General features: G+C 69.8%; 26 protein-coding genes. 14 read left to right on the top strand and 12 right to left on the bottom strand.

The genetic code is table 11. The features are described 5' to 3' along the window. Window positions 1-38 precede the first annotated feature (38 nt). Window positions 39-542 (bottom strand): hypothetical protein, encoded by a 504-nt coding sequence (locus tag OG254_RS35515; protein ID WP_405595377.1) that lies wholly within the window; start codon window positions 540-542, stop codon window positions 39-41. Between the two features lie 108 nt (window positions 543-650). After that, window positions 651-1,589 (bottom strand): tRNA (adenosine(37)-N6)-dimethylallyltransferase MiaA, encoded by a 939-nt coding sequence (gene miaA, locus OG254_RS35510; protein WP_405590053.1) that lies wholly within the window; start codon window positions 1,587-1,589, stop codon window positions 651-653. Window positions 1,590-1,771: 182 nt separating this feature from the next. On the opposite strand from miaA, the gene OG254_RS35505 reads away from it, so the two are divergent. Together OG254_RS35505 and OG254_RS35500 are read left to right on the top strand one after the other, a co-directional pair. Continuing rightward, a complete protein-coding gene (locus OG254_RS35505) occupies window positions 1,772-2,062 on the top strand; it encodes a hypothetical protein (RefSeq protein ID WP_405590050.1) in 291 nt (96 codons plus the stop codon). 24 nt (window positions 2,063-2,086) lie between these two features. Then, entirely contained in the window at window positions 2,087-2,356 is a 270-nt protein-coding gene (locus OG254_RS35500; protein ID WP_351200427.1) for an antitoxin, read from the top strand. An 85-nt stretch (window positions 2,357-2,441) separates the two neighbouring features. Here OG254_RS35500 and OG254_RS35495 read toward each other — a convergent pair whose 3' ends face one another. The 4 genes from OG254_RS35495 to OG254_RS35480 are packed head-to-tail and all read right to left on the bottom strand — an operon-like array spanning window position 2,442 to window position 5,533. Further along, on the bottom strand, window positions 2,442-3,164 hold the full coding sequence (locus OG254_RS35495; protein ID WP_351200429.1) for a class III extradiol dioxygenase subunit B-like domain-containing protein: 723 nt from the start codon (window positions 3,162-3,164) through the stop codon (window positions 2,442-2,444). Window positions 3,165-3,174: 10 nt separating this feature from the next. After that, window positions 3,175-3,465, bottom strand: coding sequence for a hypothetical protein (locus OG254_RS35490; RefSeq protein ID WP_405590046.1), 291 nt, complete (start codon window positions 3,463-3,465; stop codon window positions 3,175-3,177). Window positions 3,466-3,510: 45 nt separating this feature from the next. Continuing rightward, entirely contained in the window at window positions 3,511-5,037 is a 1,527-nt protein-coding gene (miaB, locus tag OG254_RS35485; protein ID WP_405590043.1) for a tRNA (N6-isopentenyl adenosine(37)-C2)-methylthiotransferase MiaB, read from the bottom strand. Window positions 5,038-5,041: 4 nt separating this feature from the next. After that, complete coding sequence (locus OG254_RS35480) at window positions 5,042-5,533, bottom strand: MarR family transcriptional regulator (RefSeq protein ID WP_351200435.1); 492 nt, start codon at window positions 5,531-5,533, stop codon at window positions 5,042-5,044. 192 nt (window positions 5,534-5,725) lie between these two features. Here OG254_RS35480 and ribA point away from each other — a divergent pair, with 192 nt between their 5' ends. Genes ribA through OG254_RS35465 form a run of 3 tightly spaced genes read left to right on the top strand, consistent with a single transcriptional unit; the run spans window position 5,726 to window position 7,738 of the window. After that, window positions 5,726-6,397 (top strand): GTP cyclohydrolase II, encoded by a 672-nt coding sequence (ribA, locus tag OG254_RS35475; RefSeq protein WP_405590040.1) that lies wholly within the window; start codon window positions 5,726-5,728, stop codon window positions 6,395-6,397. 36 nt (window positions 6,398-6,433) lie between these two features. Continuing rightward, the gene (locus OG254_RS35470; protein ID WP_405590037.1) at window positions 6,434-6,730 is read left to right on the top strand and encodes a DUF2218 domain-containing protein; all 297 of its coding nucleotides are present in this window, start codon (window positions 6,434-6,436) and stop codon (window positions 6,728-6,730) included. A gap of 60 nt (window positions 6,731-6,790) precedes the next feature. Then, entirely contained in the window at window positions 6,791-7,738 is a 948-nt protein-coding gene (locus OG254_RS35465) for an NADP-dependent oxidoreductase (protein ID WP_405590035.1), read from the top strand. A 20-nt stretch (window positions 7,739-7,758) separates the two neighbouring features. Here the strand turns inward: OG254_RS35465 and OG254_RS35460 are convergent, their stop codons facing one another. Next, the gene (locus tag OG254_RS35460; protein ID WP_405590032.1) at window positions 7,759-8,175 is read right to left on the bottom strand and encodes a MazG nucleotide pyrophosphohydrolase domain-containing protein; all 417 of its coding nucleotides are present in this window, start codon (window positions 8,173-8,175) and stop codon (window positions 7,759-7,761) included. Window positions 8,176-8,294: 119 nt separating this feature from the next. Between OG254_RS35460 and OG254_RS35455 the strand changes: the two genes are divergently transcribed. Beyond that, window positions 8,295-9,290 (top strand): TAXI family TRAP transporter solute-binding subunit, encoded by a 996-nt coding sequence (locus OG254_RS35455; protein ID WP_405590029.1) that lies wholly within the window; start codon window positions 8,295-8,297, stop codon window positions 9,288-9,290. 19 nt (window positions 9,291-9,309) lie between these two features. Here OG254_RS35455 and OG254_RS35450 read toward each other — a convergent pair whose 3' ends face one another. Both OG254_RS35450 and OG254_RS35445 read right to left on the bottom strand, forming a co-directional pair. Beyond that, window positions 9,310-10,701, bottom strand: a complete 1,392-nt coding sequence (locus tag OG254_RS35450) for a sensor histidine kinase (protein WP_405590027.1) — start codon at window positions 10,699-10,701, stop codon at window positions 9,310-9,312. 9 nt (window positions 10,702-10,710) lie between these two features. Next, window positions 10,711-11,397 (bottom strand): response regulator transcription factor, encoded by a 687-nt coding sequence (locus OG254_RS35445; RefSeq protein WP_147994141.1) that lies wholly within the window; start codon window positions 11,395-11,397, stop codon window positions 10,711-10,713. 299 nt (window positions 11,398-11,696) lie between these two features. Here OG254_RS35445 and OG254_RS35440 point away from each other — a divergent pair, with 299 nt between their 5' ends. The 5 genes from OG254_RS35440 (at window position 11,697) to OG254_RS35420 (ending at window position 16,950) form a co-directional block, all read left to right on the top strand. Then, the gene (locus OG254_RS35440; RefSeq protein WP_405590024.1) at window positions 11,697-12,473 is read left to right on the top strand and encodes an amino acid ABC transporter ATP-binding protein; all 777 of its coding nucleotides are present in this window, start codon (window positions 11,697-11,699) and stop codon (window positions 12,471-12,473) included. A 132-nt stretch (window positions 12,474-12,605) separates the two neighbouring features. Next, complete coding sequence (locus tag OG254_RS35435; protein ID WP_405590021.1) at window positions 12,606-13,448, top strand: glutamate ABC transporter substrate-binding protein; 843 nt, start codon at window positions 12,606-12,608, stop codon at window positions 13,446-13,448. A 96-nt stretch (window positions 13,449-13,544) separates the two neighbouring features. Further along, window positions 13,545-14,219, top strand: a complete 675-nt coding sequence (locus OG254_RS35430; RefSeq protein WP_405590018.1) for an amino acid ABC transporter permease — start codon at window positions 13,545-13,547, stop codon at window positions 14,217-14,219. Continuing rightward, the gene (locus OG254_RS35425) at window positions 14,216-15,124 is read left to right on the top strand and encodes an amino acid ABC transporter permease (protein ID WP_405590015.1); all 909 of its coding nucleotides are present in this window, start codon (window positions 14,216-14,218) and stop codon (window positions 15,122-15,124) included. Before OG254_RS35430 ends, OG254_RS35425 begins: the two co-directional genes overlap by 4 nt. 176 nt (window positions 15,125-15,300) lie before the next feature. After that, window positions 15,301-16,950, top strand: coding sequence for an FAD-dependent monooxygenase (locus OG254_RS35420; RefSeq protein WP_405590013.1), 1,650 nt, complete (start codon window positions 15,301-15,303; stop codon window positions 16,948-16,950). A gap of 107 nt (window positions 16,951-17,057) precedes the next feature. On the opposite strand, the gene OG254_RS35415 is transcribed toward OG254_RS35420, so the two are convergent. Then, on the bottom strand, window positions 17,058-18,272 hold the full coding sequence (locus tag OG254_RS35415) for an RNA-guided endonuclease InsQ/TnpB family protein (RefSeq protein ID WP_405590010.1): 1,215 nt from the start codon (window positions 18,270-18,272) through the stop codon (window positions 17,058-17,060). Window positions 18,273-18,511: 239 nt separating this feature from the next. Here OG254_RS35415 and OG254_RS35410 point away from each other — a divergent pair, with 239 nt between their 5' ends. From OG254_RS35410 to OG254_RS35400, 3 genes are all read left to right on the top strand, one after another. Then, window positions 18,512-18,676, top strand: a complete 165-nt coding sequence (locus OG254_RS35410; protein ID WP_405590008.1) for a putative leader peptide — start codon at window positions 18,512-18,514, stop codon at window positions 18,674-18,676. Window positions 18,677-18,765: 89 nt separating this feature from the next. Next, on the top strand, window positions 18,766-19,338 hold the full coding sequence (locus OG254_RS35405) for a cysteine dioxygenase (RefSeq protein WP_405590005.1): 573 nt from the start codon (window positions 18,766-18,768) through the stop codon (window positions 19,336-19,338). 77 nt (window positions 19,339-19,415) lie between these two features. Next, window positions 19,416-19,877, top strand: coding sequence for a rhodanese-like domain-containing protein (locus OG254_RS35400; RefSeq protein WP_405590003.1), 462 nt, complete (start codon window positions 19,416-19,418; stop codon window positions 19,875-19,877). 227 nt (window positions 19,878-20,104) lie between these two features. Here the strand turns inward: OG254_RS35400 and recX are convergent, their stop codons facing one another. Next, complete coding sequence (recX, locus tag OG254_RS35395) at window positions 20,105-21,046, bottom strand: recombination regulator RecX (RefSeq protein ID WP_405590000.1); 942 nt, start codon at window positions 21,044-21,046, stop codon at window positions 20,105-20,107. Window positions 21,047-21,049: 3 nt separating this feature from the next. Continuing rightward, the gene (gene recA, locus OG254_RS35390; protein ID WP_147994133.1) at window positions 21,050-22,177 is read right to left on the bottom strand and encodes a recombinase RecA; all 1,128 of its coding nucleotides are present in this window, start codon (window positions 22,175-22,177) and stop codon (window positions 21,050-21,052) included. Window positions 22,178-22,219: the final 42 nt, after the last annotated feature.

The following is a 22,219-nucleotide window of genomic DNA, read 5'->3' as shown; positions in this document are numbered from 1 at the left end:
CCGCATGTCGACACAGCCACGCGCCCCTGGCGGACGCCTCAGCGCAGCCTTGCCACGCGCCACACGGCCAGGGCGACGACTGCGGCCACCACCACGACGTAGCCGATCACGACCCGCCAGTCCGGCCTGCGCCCGGCGCCCCGCTGCGGCAGCCCCGGCCAGGTGTAGCCGACCCGGCGGGCGGCCATCATGCCCCAGCCGGCCGCGCAGGAGCAGATGAGGAGCCCCAGCATGGCGATCACGGCGCCGCTGTCTCCGAAGTCGAAGGCCAGCGGGAAGGCGAACATCAGGGAGCCGACCGCGGCCAGGCCGACGATGGGCGCGAGCTGCCAGATGCGCAGTCGGCGCTGCGGGCGCAGCTCGACCTCGACCTCCGGGCCGCCGGCGTACATCTCCTCGGGCTCGGGACCGTCGTCGGTGACGCCGACCTCGGTCTCGTCGAGCCCGTCCGGGATCGGACGGTCGCCGTCCGGATTCCGCTCACCCGTGTCAGTGGTGACGTTCTCGGTGCCTTGTGCGGTGTCGCGAGGGCCGGCCTCCATCGCCACGCGCCCTCCCAACTCGGACTCCACTTGGTCGATCGAAGCTCGATGATGGCATGGCGCCGGAGGCCCGGACGGCGGCCGGAGCGTCCCGATGCCATCACGTGATCAGGCTGTAACCGGTCGTTCGACCAACGCCAGTGCGAGATGCGGAAGTTCTGTGAGATCTGCCGCAGCCCCACTGAGCCAGTGCACCCGCGGGTCGCGCCTGAACCATGAATCCTGGCGGCGCGCGAAGCGCTTGGTGGCCCGTACGGTCTCGGCCCGCGCCTCTTCGAGGGTGCACTCCCCGGCGAGCGCCGTGAGCACCTGCTGGTAACCGAGCGCGCGCGAGGCCGTACGCCCCTCGCGCAGCCCCTGCGCCTCCAGTGCGCGGACCTCCTCCACGAGCCCGGCGTCCCACATCCGGTCCACCCGGCGCGTGATCCGCTCGTCCAGCTCGGGGCGCGCCACGTCGACGCCGATCTGGACGGTGTCGTAGACCGAGTCATGGCCGGGGAGGTTGGCCGTGAAGGGCTGGCCGGTGATCTCGATCACTTCGAGGGCCCGGACGATACGACGGCCGTTGCTGGGCAGGATCGCCTGTCCGGCCCCGGGGTCGGCGGCGGCCAGGCGGGCGTGCAGCGCCCCGGAGCCGCGTAGCGCGAGCTCCTCCTCCAGCCGGGCCCTGACCTCGGGATCGGTGCCGGGGAACTCCAGGTTGTCGACGGCCCCGCGGACATACAGCCCCGAGCCGCCGACCAGGATCGGCCAGCGTCCCTCGGCGAGCAGCGCGTCGATGCGTTCACGCGCGAGCCGCTGGTACTCGGCGACGGAGGCCGTGACGGTGACGTCCCAGATGTCCAGGAGGTGGTGCGGGACTCCCGCGCGCTCCTCGGGCGTCAGCTTGGCGGTGCCGATGTCCATCCCTCGGTAGAGCTGCATGGAGTCGGCGTTGACGACCTCGCCGTCGAGTTGCCGGGCCAGGAAGACGCCCAGATCGGACTTTCCGGCCGCGGTGGGTCCGACTACGGCGATGACGCGCGGGGAGGGGGGTGCACTGCTCACCGCCCCAGTCTCGCAAACCTCACGCGGTGGTCTCGAACGAGTTACGTGACGGCACGCGCGCGGGGTCGTTGCGTGTTGCGAGGTTTTCGCCGCCGGTTTCACGGAGGCGGCCATCCGGGGGCGCGAACGGACGCACCGGACGACGCGGGATTTCACCCGCACTAGTAACGTATGGAGTGGATATGGGCGTTTTCGCACGGCTTTTCCGGCGGTCGAAGACCACGGAGGAGGCGTCAACTGTCGAGGCCCAGGCCGACACACAAACGGCCGAGCCGGCAGCGGAGGAAGCGGCGGCAGAGGTGACGGGGTCGGCCGAGGCCAAGGTTGAGGCCGAGACCGAGGCTGCGGAGGCGGCTCCTGCGGCTGCGGCGGAGTCCGTCGAGGCCGACGGTGAGGACGGGGTCGAGATCCCCAAGCAGCAGTCCGCCGACGATGCCGCCGACAGCGAGGCCGGTGAGGGCGCCCGGACGTAACTGCCCCGCGCGGGAAGGTGAACGATGGGTCTGAAGGATAATTTGAAAGCCAAACTCGCCCCGGCCAAGGGCAAGGTCTCCGACTTCGCGCAACGGCACGAGGGCAAGGTCCACCACGGCATCGAGCGGGCCGCGAAGGCCGTCGACCAGCGGACCAAGGGCAAGTACAGCGACAAGATCCACACGGGCACGGGCAAGGCCAAGGGCGCCATGGACCGACTCGCGCACAAGGGCGACGACACGGCGACCGGCGACAGCAGGCCGCCGTCGGACTCACCCCCGCCGACCACCTGAAACGGCACATCGACGGACGGCCGCGGAGCTTCACGGCTCCCGGCCGTCCGCCGTTTGTCCTTCCGGTGCGGCTCCCGAACGGCGTCTACGACCAGGTCGCGACCAGGTAGCCCACGCCGTACGGCGCGTCCTCGTACAGCAGGGCGCCCGACAGGCCCGCCTCCTCGGCGGCGCCGGCGAGGACCTGCCAGGGCGCCCGCCCCGAGGCCATCAGCTCGTGCGCGAGCTCGGTGTCCAGCGTCTTGAGGGCTGCCACGTCCGCCTCGCCCAGGGCACGCGCGACGGACGCGTCGAAAGGTGCCGCCCGGTCGTCCAGATAGCCGGGCGCCTTGAGCGTGCGACAGGCGCTGGCGTCGCCCATCACCAGCAGCGCCACCCGCTCGGCCCGGACGGCGACTTCCCTCCCGATCTGGATACACCGCTCGGGCGTCAGCGGTTCCCCCACGACGAGTCCCTCGATCGGGGCGTCCGACCACTCGGTCCGCCCGAGCAGCCACGCGGCGACGGCGAGCGACGTCGGAAGCCGGCGTGCCGAGGGCACGGGGGCGTCACCATCGGCCCGCCCCAGCCATACGTCGACGTCCACGCCGAAGCCCCGGAACGACCCCAGCGCTCCCGCGACGTACGCCCCGTGGTCGCGCTCCTCGCCGGGCCCGACGACCACCAGCAGGTCCGGCCGGGCCGCCGCGAGCAGTCCGAGCGCATCCGTGCAGGCGGTACGCGCGGCGTCCAGCTCGGGCGCGGCGCCCGCTGAGACGTCGGGCACGAGGAGCGGCGGACAGGGGCAGACTGCGGCGGCGGCAAGCATGATCGGGAGCCTACTGCCAGGGGTTCGGCTCCGGGTCGGTGCTCCACACCCGTTCAGCCAGTTGGAACAGGACGCGATGGGTCGACATCAGTCCCTCGACGTGCGCGTAGTACGCGTCCCCGGCACCGACCCGGAACACCTCGCGCCGCTGCTGGCGCAGCCCGCTGCGGTGTTTGTGGGTGCAGGCGATCTCGTACAGGCGGGCGCGGGCCTGTTCCAGGGTTCCCTCGAAGCGGGCCGCCTCATCGCACTGGTACTGGTCGCCGTAACCGGACTGCACGATCACGACCCATCGCGGCATGCCCCGCCCCCCCTTTCCTGCTCGCCCCGCCCCTGTCGCGCACGCTCAGTGTGCCGCGCAGCCGCCCGTCGCCGCCGGCAGCGGCTCGGGGACGCCGATGCTCGGCAGGCCGAGCATGACACCGGCCGGCTGGGCGGCCTCGGCGGCGTTGCGCTTCTCCCAGGCGTCCCCCGCGCGCGTGCGGCGTACGTCGAGGGCGGCGCCCTCGGCGAGGAGGTGGTGCGGGGCGGCGTAGGTGATCTCGACGGTGACCACGTCGCCGGGGCGGACCTCCTGGTCCGGCTTGGTGAAGTGGACGAGGCGGTTGTCGGGGGCGCGGCCGGACAGGCGGTGAGTGGTGCCGTCCTTGCGGCCCTCGCCCTCGGCGACCATCAGCTCCAGCGTGCGGCCGACCTGCTTCTTGTTCTCCTCCCAGGAGATCTCCTCCTGGAGGGCGACGAGACGCTCGTAGCGCTCCTGGACGACCTTCTTGGGGATCTGGTTCTCCATGGTCGCGGCCGGGGTGCCGGGGCGCTTGGAGTACTGGAAGGTGAAGGCGTTCGCGAAGCGGGCCTCACGCACGACGTGCATGGTCTGCTCGAAGTCCTCCTCGGTCTCGCCGGGGAAGCCCACGATGATGTCGGTCGAGATCGCGGCGTCCGGCATGGCGGCGCGCACCTTCTCGATGATCCCGAGGTAACGGTCCTGCCGGTAGGAGCGGCGCATCGCCTTCAGGACCGTGTCCGAGCCGGACTGCATCGGCATGTGCAGCTGCGGCATCACGTTCGGCGTCTCGGCCATCGCGGCGATCACGTCGTCGGTGAAGTCACGGGGGTGCGGAGAGGTGAACCGGACGCGCTCCAGGCCGTCGATGTTCCCGCAGGCCCGCAGCAGCTTGCTGAACGCCTCGCGGTCGCCGATGTCGGAACCGTAGGCGTTGACGTTCTGACCGAGCAGCGTGATCTCGCTGACGCCCTCGGCGACCAGGGCCTCGATCTCGGCGAGGATGTCGCCTGTGCGGCGGTCCTTCTCCTTGCCGCGCAGGGCCGGGACGATGCAGAAGGTGCAGGTGTTGTTGCAGCCGACGGAGATCGAGACCCAGGCCGCGTAGGCGCTCTCGCGCCGCGTCGGCAGCGTGGAGGGGAACGCCTCCAGCGACTCGGCGATCTCGACCTGCGCCTCTTCCTGCACACGCGCGCGCTCCAGCAGGACCGGCAGCTTGCCGATGTTGTGCGTGCCGAAGACGACGTCCACCCAGGGCGCCCGCTTCACGATGGTGTCGCGGTCCTTCTGCGCGAGACAGCCGCCGACCGCGATCTGCATGCCGGGGCGGCTCGCCTTCTTCGGGGCGAGGTGGCCGAGGTTGCCGTACAGCTTGTTGTCGGCGTTCTCGCGGACCGCGCAGGTGTTGAAGACGACGATGTCCGCGTCGCCGTCCGACCCCTCGGGCGCGCGCACGTAACCGGCGTCTTCGAGCAGCCCGGACAATCGCTCGGAATCGTGGACGTTCATCTGACACCCGTAGGTGCGAACCTCATAGGTGAGATTTCCTCGGGCTTCCACTGCCGGGCTCCGGTCACTGCTGCTGGTCATGCGTTCAAGGGTATGTGGTCCTCGGCGGCGCCTTGTCCGCGTTCTCCTGCATGCGTTCGGCGACCTCCCCCAGCCCGTCGGCGAGGGTCGCGAGCTGCTGTGGTGTCAGGACGTCGATGAGCAGCTCGCGGACGAGTGCGACGTGGCCGGGGGCCGCCCGCTCCAGCATGCTGCGGCCGGCGTCGGTGAGGACGGCGTAGACCGCGCGGACATCGCTCGGGCATGAGCGGCGGGTGACCAGGCCGGCCTTCTCCAGCTGGGTGATCTGGTAGGTCAGGCCGCTCTTGGAGTTGAGGAGCGCGTCGGCCAGGCCGCTCATGCGCATCTCGCGGTCCTTGGCGGCGTTCAGGCGCACCAGGATCTCGTACTGGAGGTGCGTGATCCCCACGTCGTCCTTGAGCTGCTGGTCCAGACGGCGATTGACCAGCGACCCGGCGGCCACGAAGGCGTACCAGGCGCGCAGCTCTTCCTCGTTCAACCACTGGGGTTCGGCCATGCGTCAACGTTAGCGCGATGGTTCAAATTCGAACCAGGGGCCGAGGATCGCCGTTCGATGTGACCGGCGCACTTCGATGTGACCGGCGCAACAGTCATCGGGATGTTCAAAACTTGAAACTTCACGCTACCGTCGAGGCATCGAGGTTCAAATTTGAACCTGCCGGTTCGTCCAGCCCTCGAAGGAGTACTCATGGACGCCGCCCCTTCCGCAGGTCACAACCGCTCCTCCGGCGCTTCCGTACGCACCCGCGTGACCATCCCGCTCCGCTTCGCCGACGGATACGAGGTCACCGTCGACGCGGTCACCTTCCACGGCCTGGCCGACGGCAAGGAGCACGTGGCGCTGGTCCTCGGCGACCCCGCGGCATCGCCCGCGCCGCTGGTGAGGCTGCACTCCGAGTGCCTGACCGGGGACGTGTTCGGCTCGGCGCGCTGCGACTGCGGACCGCAGCTGCGCGAGGCCGTGGAGCGCATCGCGACCACCGGCGGCGTCCTGCTCTACCTCCGCCAGGAGGGCCGCGGCATCGGGCTCTACAACAAGCTGGACGCCTACGCCCTCCAGGACGCCGGCCTGGACACCTACGAGGCCAACACCGCGCTGGGCCTGCCCGAGGACGGCCGCGACTACACCGCCGCCGCCCAGATGCTCACCGCCCTCGGCATCGAGGAGCTGGACCTGCTCACCAACAACCCCGACAAGGCAGGGCAGTTGCGCGACCTGGGCGTCCGCGTGCGCTTCGTACGGCCGACGGGCGTCTTCGCCACCGACAGCAACGTCCGCTATCTGCACGCCAAGGTCCAGCACACCCACCACACCATCACGCTGCCCGAGCCGTCCTCTCTGGCCGCGCTGGCCGTCTGACCCCGCCCCCGCCCTCACCTCCAGCGGAGTACCGCCATGCCTTCCTCCCTCGCCCGCGTCGCCACCGACGCCGCCCCGCGCTACGCCAAACAGTTCGCCTCGCACTTCGGCCGGAAGATCCCCGTCGAGGAGACCCCCGACGGCGGCCACCGCCTCACCTTCCAGAACACCGACGTCGTCCTCGAACCCCTCGACGACCACCTGCTGATCCGCGTCACCGCGCCCGACGCCGCCGCGCTCACCGCCATCCGGGACGTCGTGGCCAGCCACCTCGAACGCTTCGGCCGGCGGCGCGAGCTGAGCGTCGTCTGGGACGAGCCCGCCCAGGACTGACCCGCCCGCCACGACACGCATCGCAGGCGCCCGCCCGGCGCCCGAGAGAAAGGCACCGCGATGAAGGCCGTCACGATCACCGACTTCGGGGCCGACCCGCTCCTCACCGATCTGCCCGTGCCGGACCCGGGCCCGGGCGAGCTGCTGGTCCGGCTGCACGCCGCCGCGCTCAACCCTTTCGACTGGAAGGTCGCCGACGGAGCCCTCAAGGGCATGGTCGAGCACGACTTCCCCCTCGTCATGGGCTCGGACGGCGCCGGCGTGGTCGAGCGCATCGGCCCCGGCGTGATCCACTTCCGGCCCGGCGACACCGTCTACGGCCAGTTCATGAACCTCGCGCACGGCCGCGGCTCGTACGCGGAGTACGCCCTGGCCGCCGAGAACGGCACGATCGCCCGGATGCCCGATGACCTGCCGTTCCCCATAGCGGCGGCGCTGCCCACCGCCAGCGTGACCGCCTACCAGGCCATCGAGGCCGCCCGCCTCGACACCGGGCACGTGATCCTGATCAACGGCGCGTCCGGCGGAGTGGGCCAGTCCGCGATCCAGTTCGCCGCGCTCCAGGGGGCCAGGGTGCTGGCCACCGCCACCGGCGAGATCGCCGGCCATCTCCGGGATCTCGGTGCCGACGAGACCGTCGACTTCACGGCCGCGCCCACCGCCGAGCAGGTCCTGGCCGCCCACCCCGACGGCATCGACGCGATCCTCGACCTCGTCACCGTGCCCGGTGGCGACGTCGACTCGCTGGCGGGGCTGCTCAAGCCGGGCGGCACCTTCGTGAGCACCAACCGGGCCGCCGACCCCGACGCCCTGGCCGCCCGTGAGATCCATGGCGTCAACCTCGTCAACGACCCCAGCCGCAAGGAGCTGGAGTCCCTCGCCGCGCTCGCCGACGCGGGCAAGCTCCGCATCACCATCGACTCGGAGGTCCCGCTGGCCGACGCCCCGGCCGCCGTGGCCCGCGCGCGTGCCGGTGGCTCGCGCGGCAAGACGGTCATCCTGCTCTGACCCCGCCGGCCGAGGACCCTTCACACCCCGTCGGTCGCCCACCCCTGGCGGCGCAGGACTCCCGAGACGTTCGGTGCCTCGTAGTGCTTGCCCTTGAGGACCTTGCCGTCGGCGCGGCGGGCGACCTGGCCGTCGGGCCCCAGCTTGGTCATGTTCGAGCGGTGGATCTCGGCCAGGACGGCGTCGAGGTCGATGCCGTGCACCAGGGCCGTGCCGTAGGCGACATAGACGACGTCCGCCAGCTCGTGCGCGAGCTGGTCGAGCGGGCCGGTGACGGAGACCTCGGCGACCTCCGCGGCCTCCTCGGCGAGCAGCTCTCCCCGGTGGGCGGCGAGTTCCGGCGAGACCTCCGTCGGCGTACTGCGGGTGTCGAGCCCGAAGGCGCGGTGGAATTCACGGACCAGGTCGGCGGGGGAGGAAGCGGGAGAGGAACTCATGCCGCGACTGTAGTGGCCGGGTCTGACAGTCCCGATCTCGGATGCGCCCGGCTCCGGCGCCCTCCCCATGTGACCCCGGCCCTGGTCAGCACCGCGTCCCGGCTGGCAGGATCGCCGCCATGTCCAAGGCACTCACCCGCTTCAGCAGGCACCGGGCCGTACAGGCCGCGGCCGCCGGGGTCGTCACCCTCGGGTTGCTGCTGTGGTGGCTGCTGCCGCTGGGCGAGGAGCCGCCGAGCGGGACGATCACGTTCAGCACCGGCACGCGCGCGGGGGTCTACCAGGAGTACGGCGAGCTCCTGCGGGGCGAGCTGGCCAAGGACATGCCGCAGCTGAAGGTGAAGCTGCTGACGAGCGCAGGGTCGCAGGAGAACGTCGCGCGCGTGGCGACCGGCAAGGCCGACTTCACGATCGCCGCCGCCGATGCGGTGGACAAGTACAAGATGGGCGGCCGGCCCGTCACCAACCAGCTGCGCGGCGTCGCCCGCCTGTACGACGACTACGTGCAGCTCGTCGTCCCGCCGGACTCGGACATCCGATCCGTGGCGGATCTGAAGGGCAAGCGGGTGGCCATAGGGCTGCCCAATTCCGGCGTACGGCTGATCGCCACGCGCGTGCTGGAAGCCGCCGGCATCGACCCGGAGAAGGACATCACGCCCAGGGCCGACGGCATCGACACCGGGCCCAAGCGGCTGGGGCACGAGCTCGACGCGTTCTTCTGGTCGGGCGGCCTGCCGACGGACGGGCTGCAGAAGATCGCCGAGTCCTCCGCGTTCCGGTTCGTGCCGATCGACGCCGACCTGGTCGCCAAGGTGCACGCCCAGGGCGACACGGCGCACTTCTACCGCGCGACCAACGTGCCGGAGTCGGCGTATCCGACCGTGCAGAACGGCGACACGGTGCCGACGATCGCCGTCTCCAACCTGCTGATCACCCGCGAGGACATGGACCCCCGCCTCACCGAATGGCTCACCCGTACGGTGATCAAGAGCCGCGACGGCATCGGCGCCCACGTCCACTCGGCGCAGCTCGTCGACCTGCGCACGGCGATCTACACCGACCCGCTGACGCTGCACGACGGGGCCCGGCGGTACTACCGCTCGGTCAAGCCCTGAGGACAACGGCGGCCGGCACCTACGCCGACGGCCCCGACCTCGGCACGGTCACCGTCACCCGCAACCCGTGCGGCTCGTGACGGCCGTACGAGATCGAGCCGCCGCCCGCCGCGAGCAGCGCGCGGGAGATCGACAGGCCCAGGCCCGAGCCCTTGACGTTCTGGTGGCGGCCGCTGCGCCAGAAGCGGTCGCCGATGCGGGCGAGCTCCTCGTCGCTGAGGCCGGGGCCGTTGTCGGACACCTCGATCGTGGACATGCCGCCGTTCGAGGTGACGGTCACCTCGACGCGCTCGTCCTTCGGCGTGAACTTGACCGCGTTGTCGATCACGGCGTCCAGGGCGCTGGACAGTGCGACCGGGTCGGCCCAGGCGGTGGTGGGCGGGCAGTTCCCGACCAGCCGGACGCCCTTGGCGTCGGCGGTCGGCGACCAGGCCGCGACGCGCTCGGCGGCCAGCTGGCCCACATCGGTCAGCCGGAGGTCGGCCGCGGTGTGTTCGGCCAGGGCGAGGTCGAGCAGGTCGTCCAGGACCTGCGCGAGGCGCTTGCCCTCGGCCTGCACCGAGGCGATCTCTTCATTGCCCTCGGGGAGCTCGAAGGCGAGCAGCTCGATGCGCAGCAGCAGCGCCGCGAGCGGGTTGCGCAGCTGGTGCGAGGCATCGGCGACGAAGGCGCGCTGCTGCTCCAGCACGTCCTCGACGTTGTCCGCCATCTCATTGAACGACCGGGCCAGGCGCCTCAGTTCCGGCGGACCACTGGCGACCGCGACCCGTGACTTCAGCGCACCGCTCGCGATCTCGTGCGTGGTCACGTCCAGCACGCGCACCGGCCTGAGCACCCAGCCGGTCAGCCTCAGGGCGGCACCGACGGCCACCAGCATCGCGGCCGTCAGCCCCGCGCCGATGATCAGCCAGCCGCGCAGGATCCGCGAGCGCATCTGCCCGGTGGGCGAGTCGGTGACGACGACGGCGACGACGTCCCCGTCCCGGATGACCGGCGAGGCGACGACGAGGCGGCCCTGCTGCCAGGGCCACACCTGCTTGGGGTCGTGGCTGCGCCGGCTGAGCAGCGACTCCTCGAAGGCGTCGCGCACCTCGCCGGTCTCGGGCAGGAACCACGTCGTCGGCCCGTTGGCGAGCGGCGTGTCGTTGGGCAGGAAGACGCCGGCCCGGATGCCGTAGACGTCGTAGTAGCTCTCCAGTTCCTGACTCAGGATGCGCAGGTCGTCGCGGGAGCCGGTGGCGGGGTCGGCGGCGGGGCGGGCGATGGCCGCGAAGTACGCCGTGTCGTCGATCCGGTCGACGACCACGTCCTGCTGCTGGGCCGAGGCCAGGCTGATGCCGAGCGGTACGCCGAGCGCGAGCAGCACGGCCGCCATCAGGACGATGAGCAGCGGAAGGAGTCGAGTGCGCACCCGTGCCCGCTACGAGGCCGGGGCGACGAGCCGGTAGCCGACGCCGCGTACGGTCTCGATCAGCGCCGGCATACGCAGCTTGGCGCGCAGGGACGCCACATGCACCTCAAGGGTGCGCCCGGTCCCCTCCCAGCTCGTGCGCCACACTTCGCTGATGATCTGCTCCCTGCGGAAGACCACCCCGGGACGCTGGGCGAGCAGGGCGAGCAGGTCGAACTCCTTGCGGGTCAGCTGGACGACCGAACCGTCGACGCTGACCTGACGGGTGGGCAACTCGATATGGACCGAGCCGAGGCGCAGCACGCCCTCGCCGCCCGTCCCGGGGTCCTCGGGCGCGGTGCGCCGGCTGACGGCATGGATCCGGGCGAGCAGTTCCCCGGTGTCGTACGGCTTCACGACGTAGTCGTCGGCCCCGAGGTTGAGGCCGTGGATGCGGGAGCGGACGTCGGAGCGCGCGGTGACCATGATCACCGGGGTGCTGGTGCGCTTGCGGATCTTGCCGCAGACCTCGTATCCGTCCTGGTCGGGCAGGCCGAGATCGAGGAGGACGACACCGAAGCCGTTGCCCTCCGGGACGAGCGCCTGAAGGGCCTCCTCGCCGCTGCGCGCGTGCGTGACGTCGAAACCATGCCGCGCCAGGACCGCGGACAGCGCGGCAGCGACATGGTTGTCGTCCTCGACGAGGAGGAGTCTCACCCCGGCCTCCCTCAGTTCACCGGCCGTACGATTCCGATAGATACACAGTGTGTGCGCACGCGCGCGTGCACCATGAGAGTCACGCTGATGGACGCAGACCCCGTCAAGAGGGTTCCGGGTGCGGGCGGCTTCCGTTACCCAGCCGGTACGCGCGCTGGTCGCCAGAGCGTCGCCAGAGCTACGACATGTGTCCGATTGCTATCGGATCGTGATGCTCAGATTCCCCTCAGATGTAGAGACGCAGGTCGAGTACGGTTATTACTGTCCTCCGAAACCGAGGAGGACGGAGCCTGAGAGCGATGACCAAAGTATCGGTGGCCAAGGAAGATGTGGCCGCGACCGGCGACCTGGTCGTCCTGAAGAGCGTCAACAAGCATTTCGGCGCGTTGCACGTGCTCCAGGACATCGATCTGACGATCGCCCGCGGTGAAGTCGTCGTGGTCATCGGACCCTCCGGGTCCGGGAAGTCGACCCTGTGCCGCGCCATCAACCGCCTCGAGACGATCGACTCGGGTGCGATCGCCATCGACGGAAAGCCGCTGCCCGCGGAGGGCAAGGAGCTGGCCCGGCTGCGCGCCGACGTCGGCATGGTCTTCCAGTCCTTCAACCTCTTCGCGCACAAGACCGTGCTCGAGAACGTGATGCTGGGCCAGATCAAGGTCCGCAAGGCCGAAAAGAAGAAGGCCGAGGAGAAGGCCCGCGCGCTGCTCGATCGGGTCGGGGTGGCCAACCAGGCCGACAAGTACCCCGCGCAGCTGTCCGGCGGTCAGCAGCAGCGAGTGGCCATCGCCCGTGCACTCGCAATGGACCCCAAGGTCATGCTCTTCGACGAGCCGACGTCGGCTCTCGACCCGGAGATGATCAACGAGGTCCTGGAGGTCATGCAGCAGCTCGCCCGCGATGGCATGACCATGATCGTCGTCACCCATGAGATGGGCTTTGCCCGTTCGGCCGCGAACCGTGTGGTTTTCATGGCGGACGGCAAGATCGTCGAGGAGGCTGTTCCGGACCAGTTCTTCAGCAACCCGCGCAGCGACCGCGCGAAGGACTTCCTGTCCAAGATCCTGCACCACTGACGGACTGCGTTCCTGCACCGCTGACGGACCGAGTTCCCGCACTACTGACGGACTGCGTCTCGCAGCCGACGACCTGCGTCACCGCCGCCTTCTGACGGCACGCATCTGTTCTCCACGCAAAGGATGTTCACCATGAAGCTCCGCAAGGTCTCCGCCGCGGCGGCCGCTGCAGTCGTCCTCGCTCTCACCGCCACCGCGTGTGGTGGCGACGGCGACAGCGACAGTGGGTCGGGCTCCGGGGGCGGCGACAAGATCAAGATCGGCATCAAGTACGACCAGCCCGGTCTGGGCCTGAAGGAGCCCGACGGCACCTTCTCCGGCTTCGACGTCGACGTCGCCACGTATGTCGCGAAGGAGCTCGGCTACGAGCCCAACCAGATCGAGTTCGTCGAGACGAAGAGCGCCGACCGTGAGAACGCGCTCGCCCGTGGCGACGTGAAGCTCATCGCGGCGACCTACTCGATCACCGACGAGCGCAAGGAGAAGGTCGACTTCGCCGGCCCGTACCTGCTGGCCCACCAGGACCTGCTGGTCAAGACCGACTCGGACATCACCGAGGCCACCGACCTCAACGGCAAGAACCTGTGCTCGGTGGTCGGCTCCACCTCGGCACAGAACGTCAGGGAGGACTTCGCCCCGGAGGCCAACCTGAAGGAGAACAGCACCTACTCGGAGTGCATCTCCTCGCTGCAGAATGGCACCGTGGACGCCCTGACCACGGACGACTCGATCCTCGCCGGTTACGCGGCGCAGGAGCAGTACAAGGGCAAGTTCAAGCTCGCCGGCCTCAAGCTGAGCAACGAGAACTACGGCATCGGTGTGAAGAAGGGTGACACCGAAACCGTGAACAAGGTCAACGCCGCCCTCGAGAAGATGGTCAGCTCGAAGGCCTGGGACAAGGCGGTCGCCGACAACCTCGGTCCGGCCAACTACAAGAACGAGCCGGCGCCGAAGATCGGCGTCATCGTCGAGTAGCGCAGTGCCTGACCGGCGCGCCGCCGTCCACCGCGATCAGGGCGGCGGCGCGTCGCGCTATCCACAAACGCCACCCACCCGGAAGCGCGGGAGATCGTGTTCGACTTTCTTTCTGACTATAAAGACCCAACCCTGTTGGGTGCCTTCTGGATGACGGTGAAACTCACCGCCGTCTCCGGCCTCGGTTCCCTGATCTGGGGCACTCTGCTGGCCGCGATGCGGGTCAGCCCAGTCCCGCTCATGCGTGGGTTCGGCACGGCCTATGTGAACATCGTCCGGAACATCCCGCTGACGGTCATCATCATCTTCACCTCGCTCGGCCTCGCCGATGTCTTCGGCGTGACGTTGGGCGCCACCGACTTCAAGGTCCAGGGCTTCCGCCTGGCGATCCTCGGTCTCGTCGGCTACACCGCGGCCTTCGTCTGCGAGGCGATTCGCTCCGGCATCAACACCGTGCCGCTCGGCCAGGCAGAGGCAGCCCGTGCCATCGGGCTGACGTTCGCTCAGACCCTCCGGCTCATCATCCTGCCGCAGGCCTTCCGCTCGGTCATCGGCCCGCTGGCCAACGTGTTGATCGCTCTCACCAAGAACACCACAGTGGCGGCCGCGATCGGTGTGGCCGAAGCCGCCTACCTGATGAAGGGAATGATCGAGAACGAGGCTCAGACGCTGCTCATCGGCGCGATCTTCGCCTTCGGTTTCGTGGTACTGACTCTGCCCACCGGCCTCTTCATGGGCTGGCTGAGCAAGCGACTGGCGGTGAAGCGATGACATCCGTTCTCTACGACGCCCCGGGCCCTCGCGCCAAACGGCGCAATGTGGTCCTCTCGGTGGTCTTCTTCGCCCTGCTCGCCCTGCTCGTGTGGTTCGTCTGGGACGCCATGGACGGAAAGGGCCAGCTGGAGTGGGCCCTGTGGAAACCGTTCACGGAGTCCAACGCCTGGACGACGTATCTGCTGCCGGGACTCGCCGACACTCTCATGGCCGCGGCACTCGCCATGCTGATTGCCCTTCCGCTGGGCGCGGTCTTTGGCATCTCACGCCTTTCCGACCACCTGTCGGTGCGGATTCCAGCTGCCTGGGTGGTCGAGTTCTTCCGGGCGATCCCGGTCCTGCTGCTGATGCTGTTCGCGAACGAGTTCTACGACCGCTGGACGAACGTCACGACGGAGCAGCGGCCGATCTACGCGGTCGTCACGGGCCTGGTGCTCTACAACGCGTCCGTCCTCGCCGAGATCGTGCGGGCCGGCATCCTCGCCCTGCCCAAGGGGCAGTCTGAGGCCGCGAAGGCGATCGGCCTGCGCAAGAACCAGACGATGCGGACCATCCTGCTGCCGCAGGCCGTCACGGCCATGCTGCCGGCCATCGTCAGCCAGCTCGTGGTCATCGTGAAGGACACCGCGCTGGGCGGCGTGATGATCGGGTTCACCGAGCTGCTCAACGCGCGCGGCACCCTGGCGGCCAACTACGGCAACCCCATCCCCAGCTTCGTCGTGGTGGCGATCATCTACATCGTCCTCAACTTCATCCTCACCAGCTTCGCGAGCTGGCTGGAGAAGAGGCTGCGGCGCAGCAAGAAGGGCACGGGTGCGGTGCTCAGCGCCGATGAAGTGGATGAGCTGAACCCGGCGGCCGTGCGCGGCTCCTTCGGGACTGGTGCCGGAGGGTCGATCTGACCCCTGGTCACATCGCTTGAGCGCACGGAGGGCAGTGGCATGATCGCCACTGCCCTCCGTCACTTGACGCAAGCACCGGCAATGGGTTGCATACGTTCTGTGATCGTGCACCCTGCTCCAACTTTCTGTTCACTCGCGTTCCTGGGGACACCGCTGCGGGCAGGGGGCGCCGCGCCATGGACCCGGTGATCATCGTCGGAGCGGGGCCCGTCGGGCTCACGCTCGCCCTGGCGCTGGCCCGTCAGGACGTCCCCTGCGTCGTCCTGGACGAGGGTCCCGGCAAGGACGAACCCCGCCTCGCGCGCACCGTCGTCCTGCGCGAGGACACCACCGCCCTCATCGAGCGCCTGTCCGGTCTGCCGCTCGGCGCGGCCGGGGCACGCTGGGCCGGATGGCGGTCGATGCGGCGCAAGCAGGTGATGCGCGAGGTCACGTTCGGCGACGTCGCGGAAGGACCCGAGGGCGGCACGACCCCCTCCGTCCCGCACAACCCCGCCCCCCTGCACATCGCCCAGCACGCCCTGACCGGCGCCCTGCGCACGGCCCTCGTCGGCGAGCCGCTCGTCAAGGTCGCCGTGGACAGCCGCCTGGACGCCATCGAGCAGGAAACCTCGGGCGTCACCGTCCACACCCGCGGCCCCAAGGGCACCTGGTGGCGCGGCAGCTACGTGATCGGCTGCGACGGCCCGCGCTCCACCGTGCGCAAACTCATGGACATCCGCTTCCCCGGCCGGACGGCGGTCGAGCGACACGCCGTGGCCGCGCTGCGCGTGGAACTTCCCTGGGAGGGCCGAGCATTGCTCCATCGGATGCCGCCGTGGCGGGCGTCCGGGCCCTCGGGCGGGGAGGTCACCGGACGGCCGCTCCCGGACGGCGTGTGGCGCCTGGACTGGCTGCTGCCGCCGGGCAAGGACCTGATCACGCCCGAGCTGCTCGTGGGGCACATCAGCGAGACGCTCACCGGCTGGTCCGACGGGCCGACACCGTCGTACGAACTCCTCGACACCGGGGTTCACACGGTCCACCACCGCCTGGCGCGCCGCTGGCGCGTGGGCCGCGTCTTCCTCGCCGGGGACGCGGCGCACTGCCTCGGCACGCTCGGCACGCACGGGCTCGACGAGGGCCTGCGAGACGCCGACAACCTCGCCTGGAAGCTGGCGTCGGCCTGGCACCACGGGCCGCACGAGGCGCTGCTCGACAGCTACCAGACCGAGCGGCGCGCGGTCGTCGCCGGCCGGCTGCGCGCCGCAGACCAGGCGCTTCCGCTGCTGCGCGGAGGTGGAGGGCTGCGCGCCGTGGTTCCCGGCTCCACCCGGGGCCATGACGCGCTGCTGATGGACGGCCACCTGGGGCAGGGCTCGATCGGCGCGCCGGGGTCGTACGCGGACTCGCCGCTCGCGCCCGGGCAGCTGGAGGGCGAGGTCCCGGTGGACACCCCGCGCGGTGCGCCGGTCGTTGACGTGCGGGTCACCGCGGAGGACGGCTCGTTCGTCCAGCTGCGGGACCGGCTCGGGCGCGGTGCGCTGCTGGTCCTGCTGATCGCGCCGGGCACGGGTGTGTGGGAGCGCAAGCACTGGGCGACCGCCGGGATCATGCCCCGGCTGGCGGCCGCCGTGACCGCGCTGCCGTATCCCGCGGAGCTGCTGGTCTCGGAGAGCTATCCGGGGGCGGCCGCGCATTCGGTCCTGTTGATCCGGCCCGACGGTCACCTGGTGACGGCGTTGAGCGGTGTGCGGCCCGCCGACCTGTACACGGCGGCCGAGGCGGCATTGGGGGGACCGGTCAAGGCGGAGGCGGAAGCCGGGGCGGGTGCAGGCTCACGCTGACATGGCGGTGAGTTGACCGGCTCGCACTGCCGCTGCTTGCCATGCGTCGTCGTGGTGTACTCCGGATCTTGACTGCTCGACTCCCTCTAGGGGAGTCGATTCCTGGCTCAGGCTGCCTCCCGGAGCAGCGCTCCGGGGAGTCTTACGCCCTCGACACCAACCGGGTCCAGACCAGCCCGGAGGAGCATCACACGGGCGGAGTTCTTGTCCCTCGGGGACACGAGCCCGCACGCGGTGCACGTGTAGGTACGTTCGGACAGCGGCAGTGCGTGCTTGGTTCTCGCTCCGCACGATGCGCAGTCCATGGTGGTGTGCGCGGGGTTCACGAGGCGGACGTCCCGCCCGTGCTTGCGGCCCATCTCCAACAGTGCCTGTTTGGTGGCGCCGATGGCGGCATCGGCAGCCTTGTGTGCCATCGACGTCCTGGCGAGGAACTTCGGGCGGAAGTCCTCAACCGCGATGACGTCGTGGTCGCGCACAACCTTCTTCGCCCACTTGCGCCCGGTGTCCTGCCGCTGCCGGGCGACCTTCTGACAGGACTTCGCCCGCAGCTTCTTCGCCTCGCTGTACCCCTTCGAGGCGGTCTGCCCCTTCGCAGGTTTGCGGCGGGCCATCATCCGGTCGTACCTCGACAACTTCTGCCGGGCCTTCGTCCCGTGCTGGGCATGGGGAAGGTCGTGCGCATTCGAAGTGGTGGTTGCGGTCTCCTTCACGCCCCAGTCGATCCCGATCACCGCGCCGGTGGCGGGGAGTAGCTGGGCTACAGGGGGCACGACGAACGAGGCGTACCAGTGGCCGACGCTGTCCCGGTACACGCGCACGGAAGACGGGGCGGCGGGCAACTCGCGGGACCACACCACGGTTAGGACGATGTTCCCGGCCAGGTGCAGGCGCCCGTCTTGGAGCCGGAAGCCACGCTTGGTGTAGTTGAGCGTCGGGTCCGCTTCGCACTTCTTCTTCCAACCAGGCATCCCAGCTCGCTGCCTGAGGGGCAGGCGTTCCTTGATGTCCTTGTGCGCCTTCGCGCGCGACGTGCCGAAATCCCGGATGGTCTGCTGCTGCGGAACGCTGGCGCCGGACCGCAGCCACGGAGTCGCCCGCCGGGCCTCGGTCAGCATCCTGTCGAGCTGAGCCGGGCCACAGGTCTGCTTGTCCTCCGGGTGGGCCTTGTTGTGCGCGTGCACGGCCTTGGACTTGGCCACGCACTCGTTCCACACCCACCGACAGCGGTCCCACTCCGCACGCAGTTGTGTGCGGGCGGTCGACGACACACGCAGCCGGTACGTATACCGGGCATGCCCTCCCTCCTTCAGCACCGGCACGTCATCACCCTCATCCCACCGCTCCGCCCGTCATCCCCGGCTTCCCTGACAAGACCGTATGTGCGATTGACGTACACCCATGCTCAAGTCACGCCATAGTCACCGCAACCAGCTAACATGCGTACACACGTTCGCCCCCCTCTCGGCTCCATCGACGGCCTTGCCGGCGCTCCGCACCCCAGAGACCGGACACGGCGACGCATCCGCGCCGCAGTCACAGGACGCGATCGCTCCCCGGGATGCACACCGAGGCGTCTCCGCGAGAACCAGATGACGGCGAGTTGACCGGTTCGCGCCGTCATGGTGTACTCCCGACCATGACCGACACCTGTGTGCGCCTGTGGCGGAGGGTCCATATGGACCTCGTCCGCTATGCGGGCTGCGTGTGTCGCCCGTCCTGCTGAATTCGCATCCCCCCTTCCTCTTCCCGCGCGTGCCGTGCCCTGCCGGTGCCGTCGCGGGCTCTTCGCGAACTCTCTTCAGGACGGTGCCCGTGTCTGTCCCCCCTGCCGCCGATACCGCGTCCGAGCCGGTCCCCACACCGAACTCCGCGTCGGCTTCCTCCCCCGCCACCGCCCCGACGCAGGCGGACCTTCTCGACTTCGTACGGCGTACCGCGGCCGACGCTGAGTTGATCACCTCGCTCCCGCTCGATCCGGAGGGCCGTACCTGGGTACGGCTCGAAGGCCCCGGAGGCAGTGAGGCATGGCTGATCGGCTGGCCGCCCGGGACGGGCACCGGCTGGCACGACCACGCCGAGTCGGTCGGGGCCTTCGTCACGGCGGCCGGTGAGCTCAAGGAGAACTCGCTCGCCGTCCGACTGCCTGCCGACGGCTGGAAGACGTTGGAACTGGCGGAGGACGTGGACCGGTCCCGCCGTCTGCCGGCCGGCAAGGGCCGCTCCTTCGGCCGACACCATGTGCACGAGGTCCTCAACGCATCCACCGACCTGCACGCGATCTCCGTTCACGCCTACCACCCGCCCCTACCTCAGATCCGCCGCTTCAGCCGCAGCGGGCCCATCCTGCGCCTTGAGCAGGTGGAGCGTCCGGAGGACTGGCAGTGAGCGGGATTGAGGGCGGACCCTTGCTACATGATTTCGACGAACGGCCGGTTGACGGGCGGGAGTTGAAGACCGACGGCATGAGTGAGCAGTCTGTGGGCGGGGGTGAGGTGAGCGTGAGCGTCGGCGGTACGGATGAGCGGCCCCTCGGCATCGACGAGTTGCTGGAGCGGGTGCGCGCGGGCTACGAGCGGATCAATCCTCGGGAGGCGTACGAGGCCGCCCAGGGCGGAGAGGCGCTGCTGGTCGACATCCGGTACGCCGCCCTGCGCGAGCGGGACGGCCTGATCCCCGGTGCCCTCGTCATCGAGCGCAACGAGTTGGAGTGGCGGCTCGATCCACAAGGCAGCCATCGCACCCCCGAGGCGACAAGCCATGACCTGCGGGTCGTGTTGCTCTGCAACGAGGGGTACGCGTCGAGCCTGGCGGTCGAGTCGCTACGGCGGCTGGGGCTGCACCGGGCCACGGATCTCGTCGGCGGGTTCCAGGCATGGCGGGGGCAAGGGTTGCCGGTTCAGTCGAGGGGTGGGGCGGAGGCTTAGGGGCTGTCCGCAGGCGCCGCCGTTTGGAGGCGCTATCCCGGGCTCTGTCCGGAGGTAGAGTCGCACCCCCCTGGCTCCGGCCCCCGGACGTGATGGCCGCCCCCGCGCGTCCACCGTGTCCGACACGGGCCTTCGAAGGGCTCCAAGCCGCCGCTGATTCCGAGCCCCTCTGCTGGTATCGGAACCCCTCGTCTCCACCAGGTTCGCATCCCTGGTTCCTACGGGACTCAGAACCCTTCGTCCCCCAGAAACTCCGTATCCTCGCCCTCTTCCTCCAGCGCCTGTCGGACCACCCGCAGTGCCATCCCCTCCGGATAGCCCTTGCGGGCGAGCATGCCCGCGAGGCGGCGCAGCCGCTTGTCGCGATCGAGGCCGCGCGTGGAACGCAGCTTCCGAGCGACGAGTTCACGCGCCGTCGCCTCTTCCTGCTCCGAGTCGAGCTGGCCGACGGCCGCGTCGATCAGCGTGGAGTCGACGCCCTTGGTACGCAGTTCCTGGGCGAGCGCGCGCCGCGCCAGCCCTCGGCCGTGGTGCCGGGACTCCACCCAGGCGTCCGCGAACGCGCTGTCGTTGATGAGGCCCACCTCCTCGAACCTCGACAACACCTCCTCGGCGGCCTCGTCCGGGATCTCCCGCTTGCGCAGGGCGTCCGCGAGTTGCTTCCGCGTGCGCGGGGTCCCGGTGAGCAGGCGCAGACAGATCGCCCGCGCCTGCTCCACCGGGTCCGCTGGGGGCGTCCTCTCCTCGGCCCTCGACGAGGAAGAGGCACCTCCGTCCTCACCGGACGGCTCTGTACGACCGCGTCGACGACGCCCACGTGAGCCGTCCGAGCCCCGAGTCCCACCACGACCACGGCGCGAGCCCCCACCGGAGGCACCGGCGTCGTGCACCGGGCCCGACTCGTCGCCGTAGCCGTAGCCGGAGTCGCCATGACCGCCGTATCCCCCGTACGAGCCTCTGGCGTCATGCGAGTCGCCTGTGCCGTACCAGCCCGAGTCACCCATGCCGTACAGCGCCGAGCCGTCGTTCCCCCCGTCCGCGTCATGGCTCGCGTCTCCTCCGGAGGCGGGTCCGCCCCTACCGGAGGAGCCCTCGTCGCCGCCTCTCCCCCGCCCCTGCGGGGCGTCCGGGTAGGCGGCGTACTCGGACCAGTCGGTTCGCCGCGTCACAGGTCAGCTCTTGGCGGTCGCGGCCTTGGGCTTGGCTGCCTTGGCCGCCGCCGGGGCGGGCACCGTCTTCGCGGCGTCGTCCGGGGTGGCGGAGACCGCGGCGTCCGCGCCCGGCTCGGCGGCCGGCTCCTCGGGACGGACTCCGACGCCCAGCTTCTCCTTGATCTTCTTCTCGATCTCGTTGGCCAGGTCGGGGTTGTCCTTCAGGAAGTTGCGCGCGTTCTCCTTGCCCTGGCCGAGCTGGTCGCCCTCGTACGTGTACCAGGCGCCGGCCTTGCGCACGAAGCCGTTCTCCACGCCCATGTCGATCAGACCGCCCTCGCGGCTGATGCCCTGCCCGTAGAGGATGTCGAACTCGGCCTGCTTGAAGGGCGGCGCGACCTTGTTCTTGACGACCTTGACGCGGGTGCGGTTGCCGACCGCGTCGGTGCCGTCCTTCAGCGTCTCGATGCGACGGATGTCGAGCCGCACCGAGGCGTAGAACTTCAGCGCCCGGCCACCGGTCGTGGTCTCCGGGGAGCCGAACATCACGCCGATCTTCTCGCGGAGCTGGTTGATGAAGATCGCGGTGGTCTTCGACTGGTTGAGCGCGCTGGTGATCTTCCGCAGGGCCTGGCTCATCAGTCGGGCCTGCAGACCGACGTGGCTGTCGCCCATCTCGCCCTCGATCTCCGCGCGCGGGACGAGCGCGGCGACGGAGTCGATGACGATGAGGTCGAGGGCGCCGGAGCGGACCAGCATGTCCACGATCTCCAGAGCCTGCTCGCCGTTGTCGGGCTGGGAGAGGATCAGGTTGTCGATGTCGACGCCGAGCTTCTTCGCGTACTCGGGGTCGAGGGCGTGCTCCGCGTCCACGAAGGCGACCTGACCGCCGGCCTTCTGCGCGTTGGCCACTGCGTGCAGGGTCAGCGTGGTCTTACCGGAGGACTCCGGTCCGTACACCTCCACCACGCGGCCGCGCGGCAGGCCACCGACGCCGAGGGCGACGTCGAGCGCGGTCGACCCGGTGGGGATGACCTCGATGGGCTCGTTCGGCCGCTCGCCCAGGCGCATGACCGCGCCCTTGCCGAACTGCCGTTCAATCTGTGCGAGCGCGGCATCCAGGGCCTTCTCGCGGTCGGTTCCTGCCATGGGTTCCACCCGGTTTGCTTGAGTCGATCGCTTCACGTCAAA

Source organism: Streptomyces sp. NBC_01092, from assembly GCF_045039535.1.
In the GTDB taxonomy this organism is placed as follows: domain Bacteria; phylum Actinomycetota; class Actinomycetes; order Streptomycetales; family Streptomycetaceae; genus Streptomyces.
Note: the sequence above shows the minus strand (reverse complement) of the source record. Positions and strands in the feature narration are given on the sequence as shown.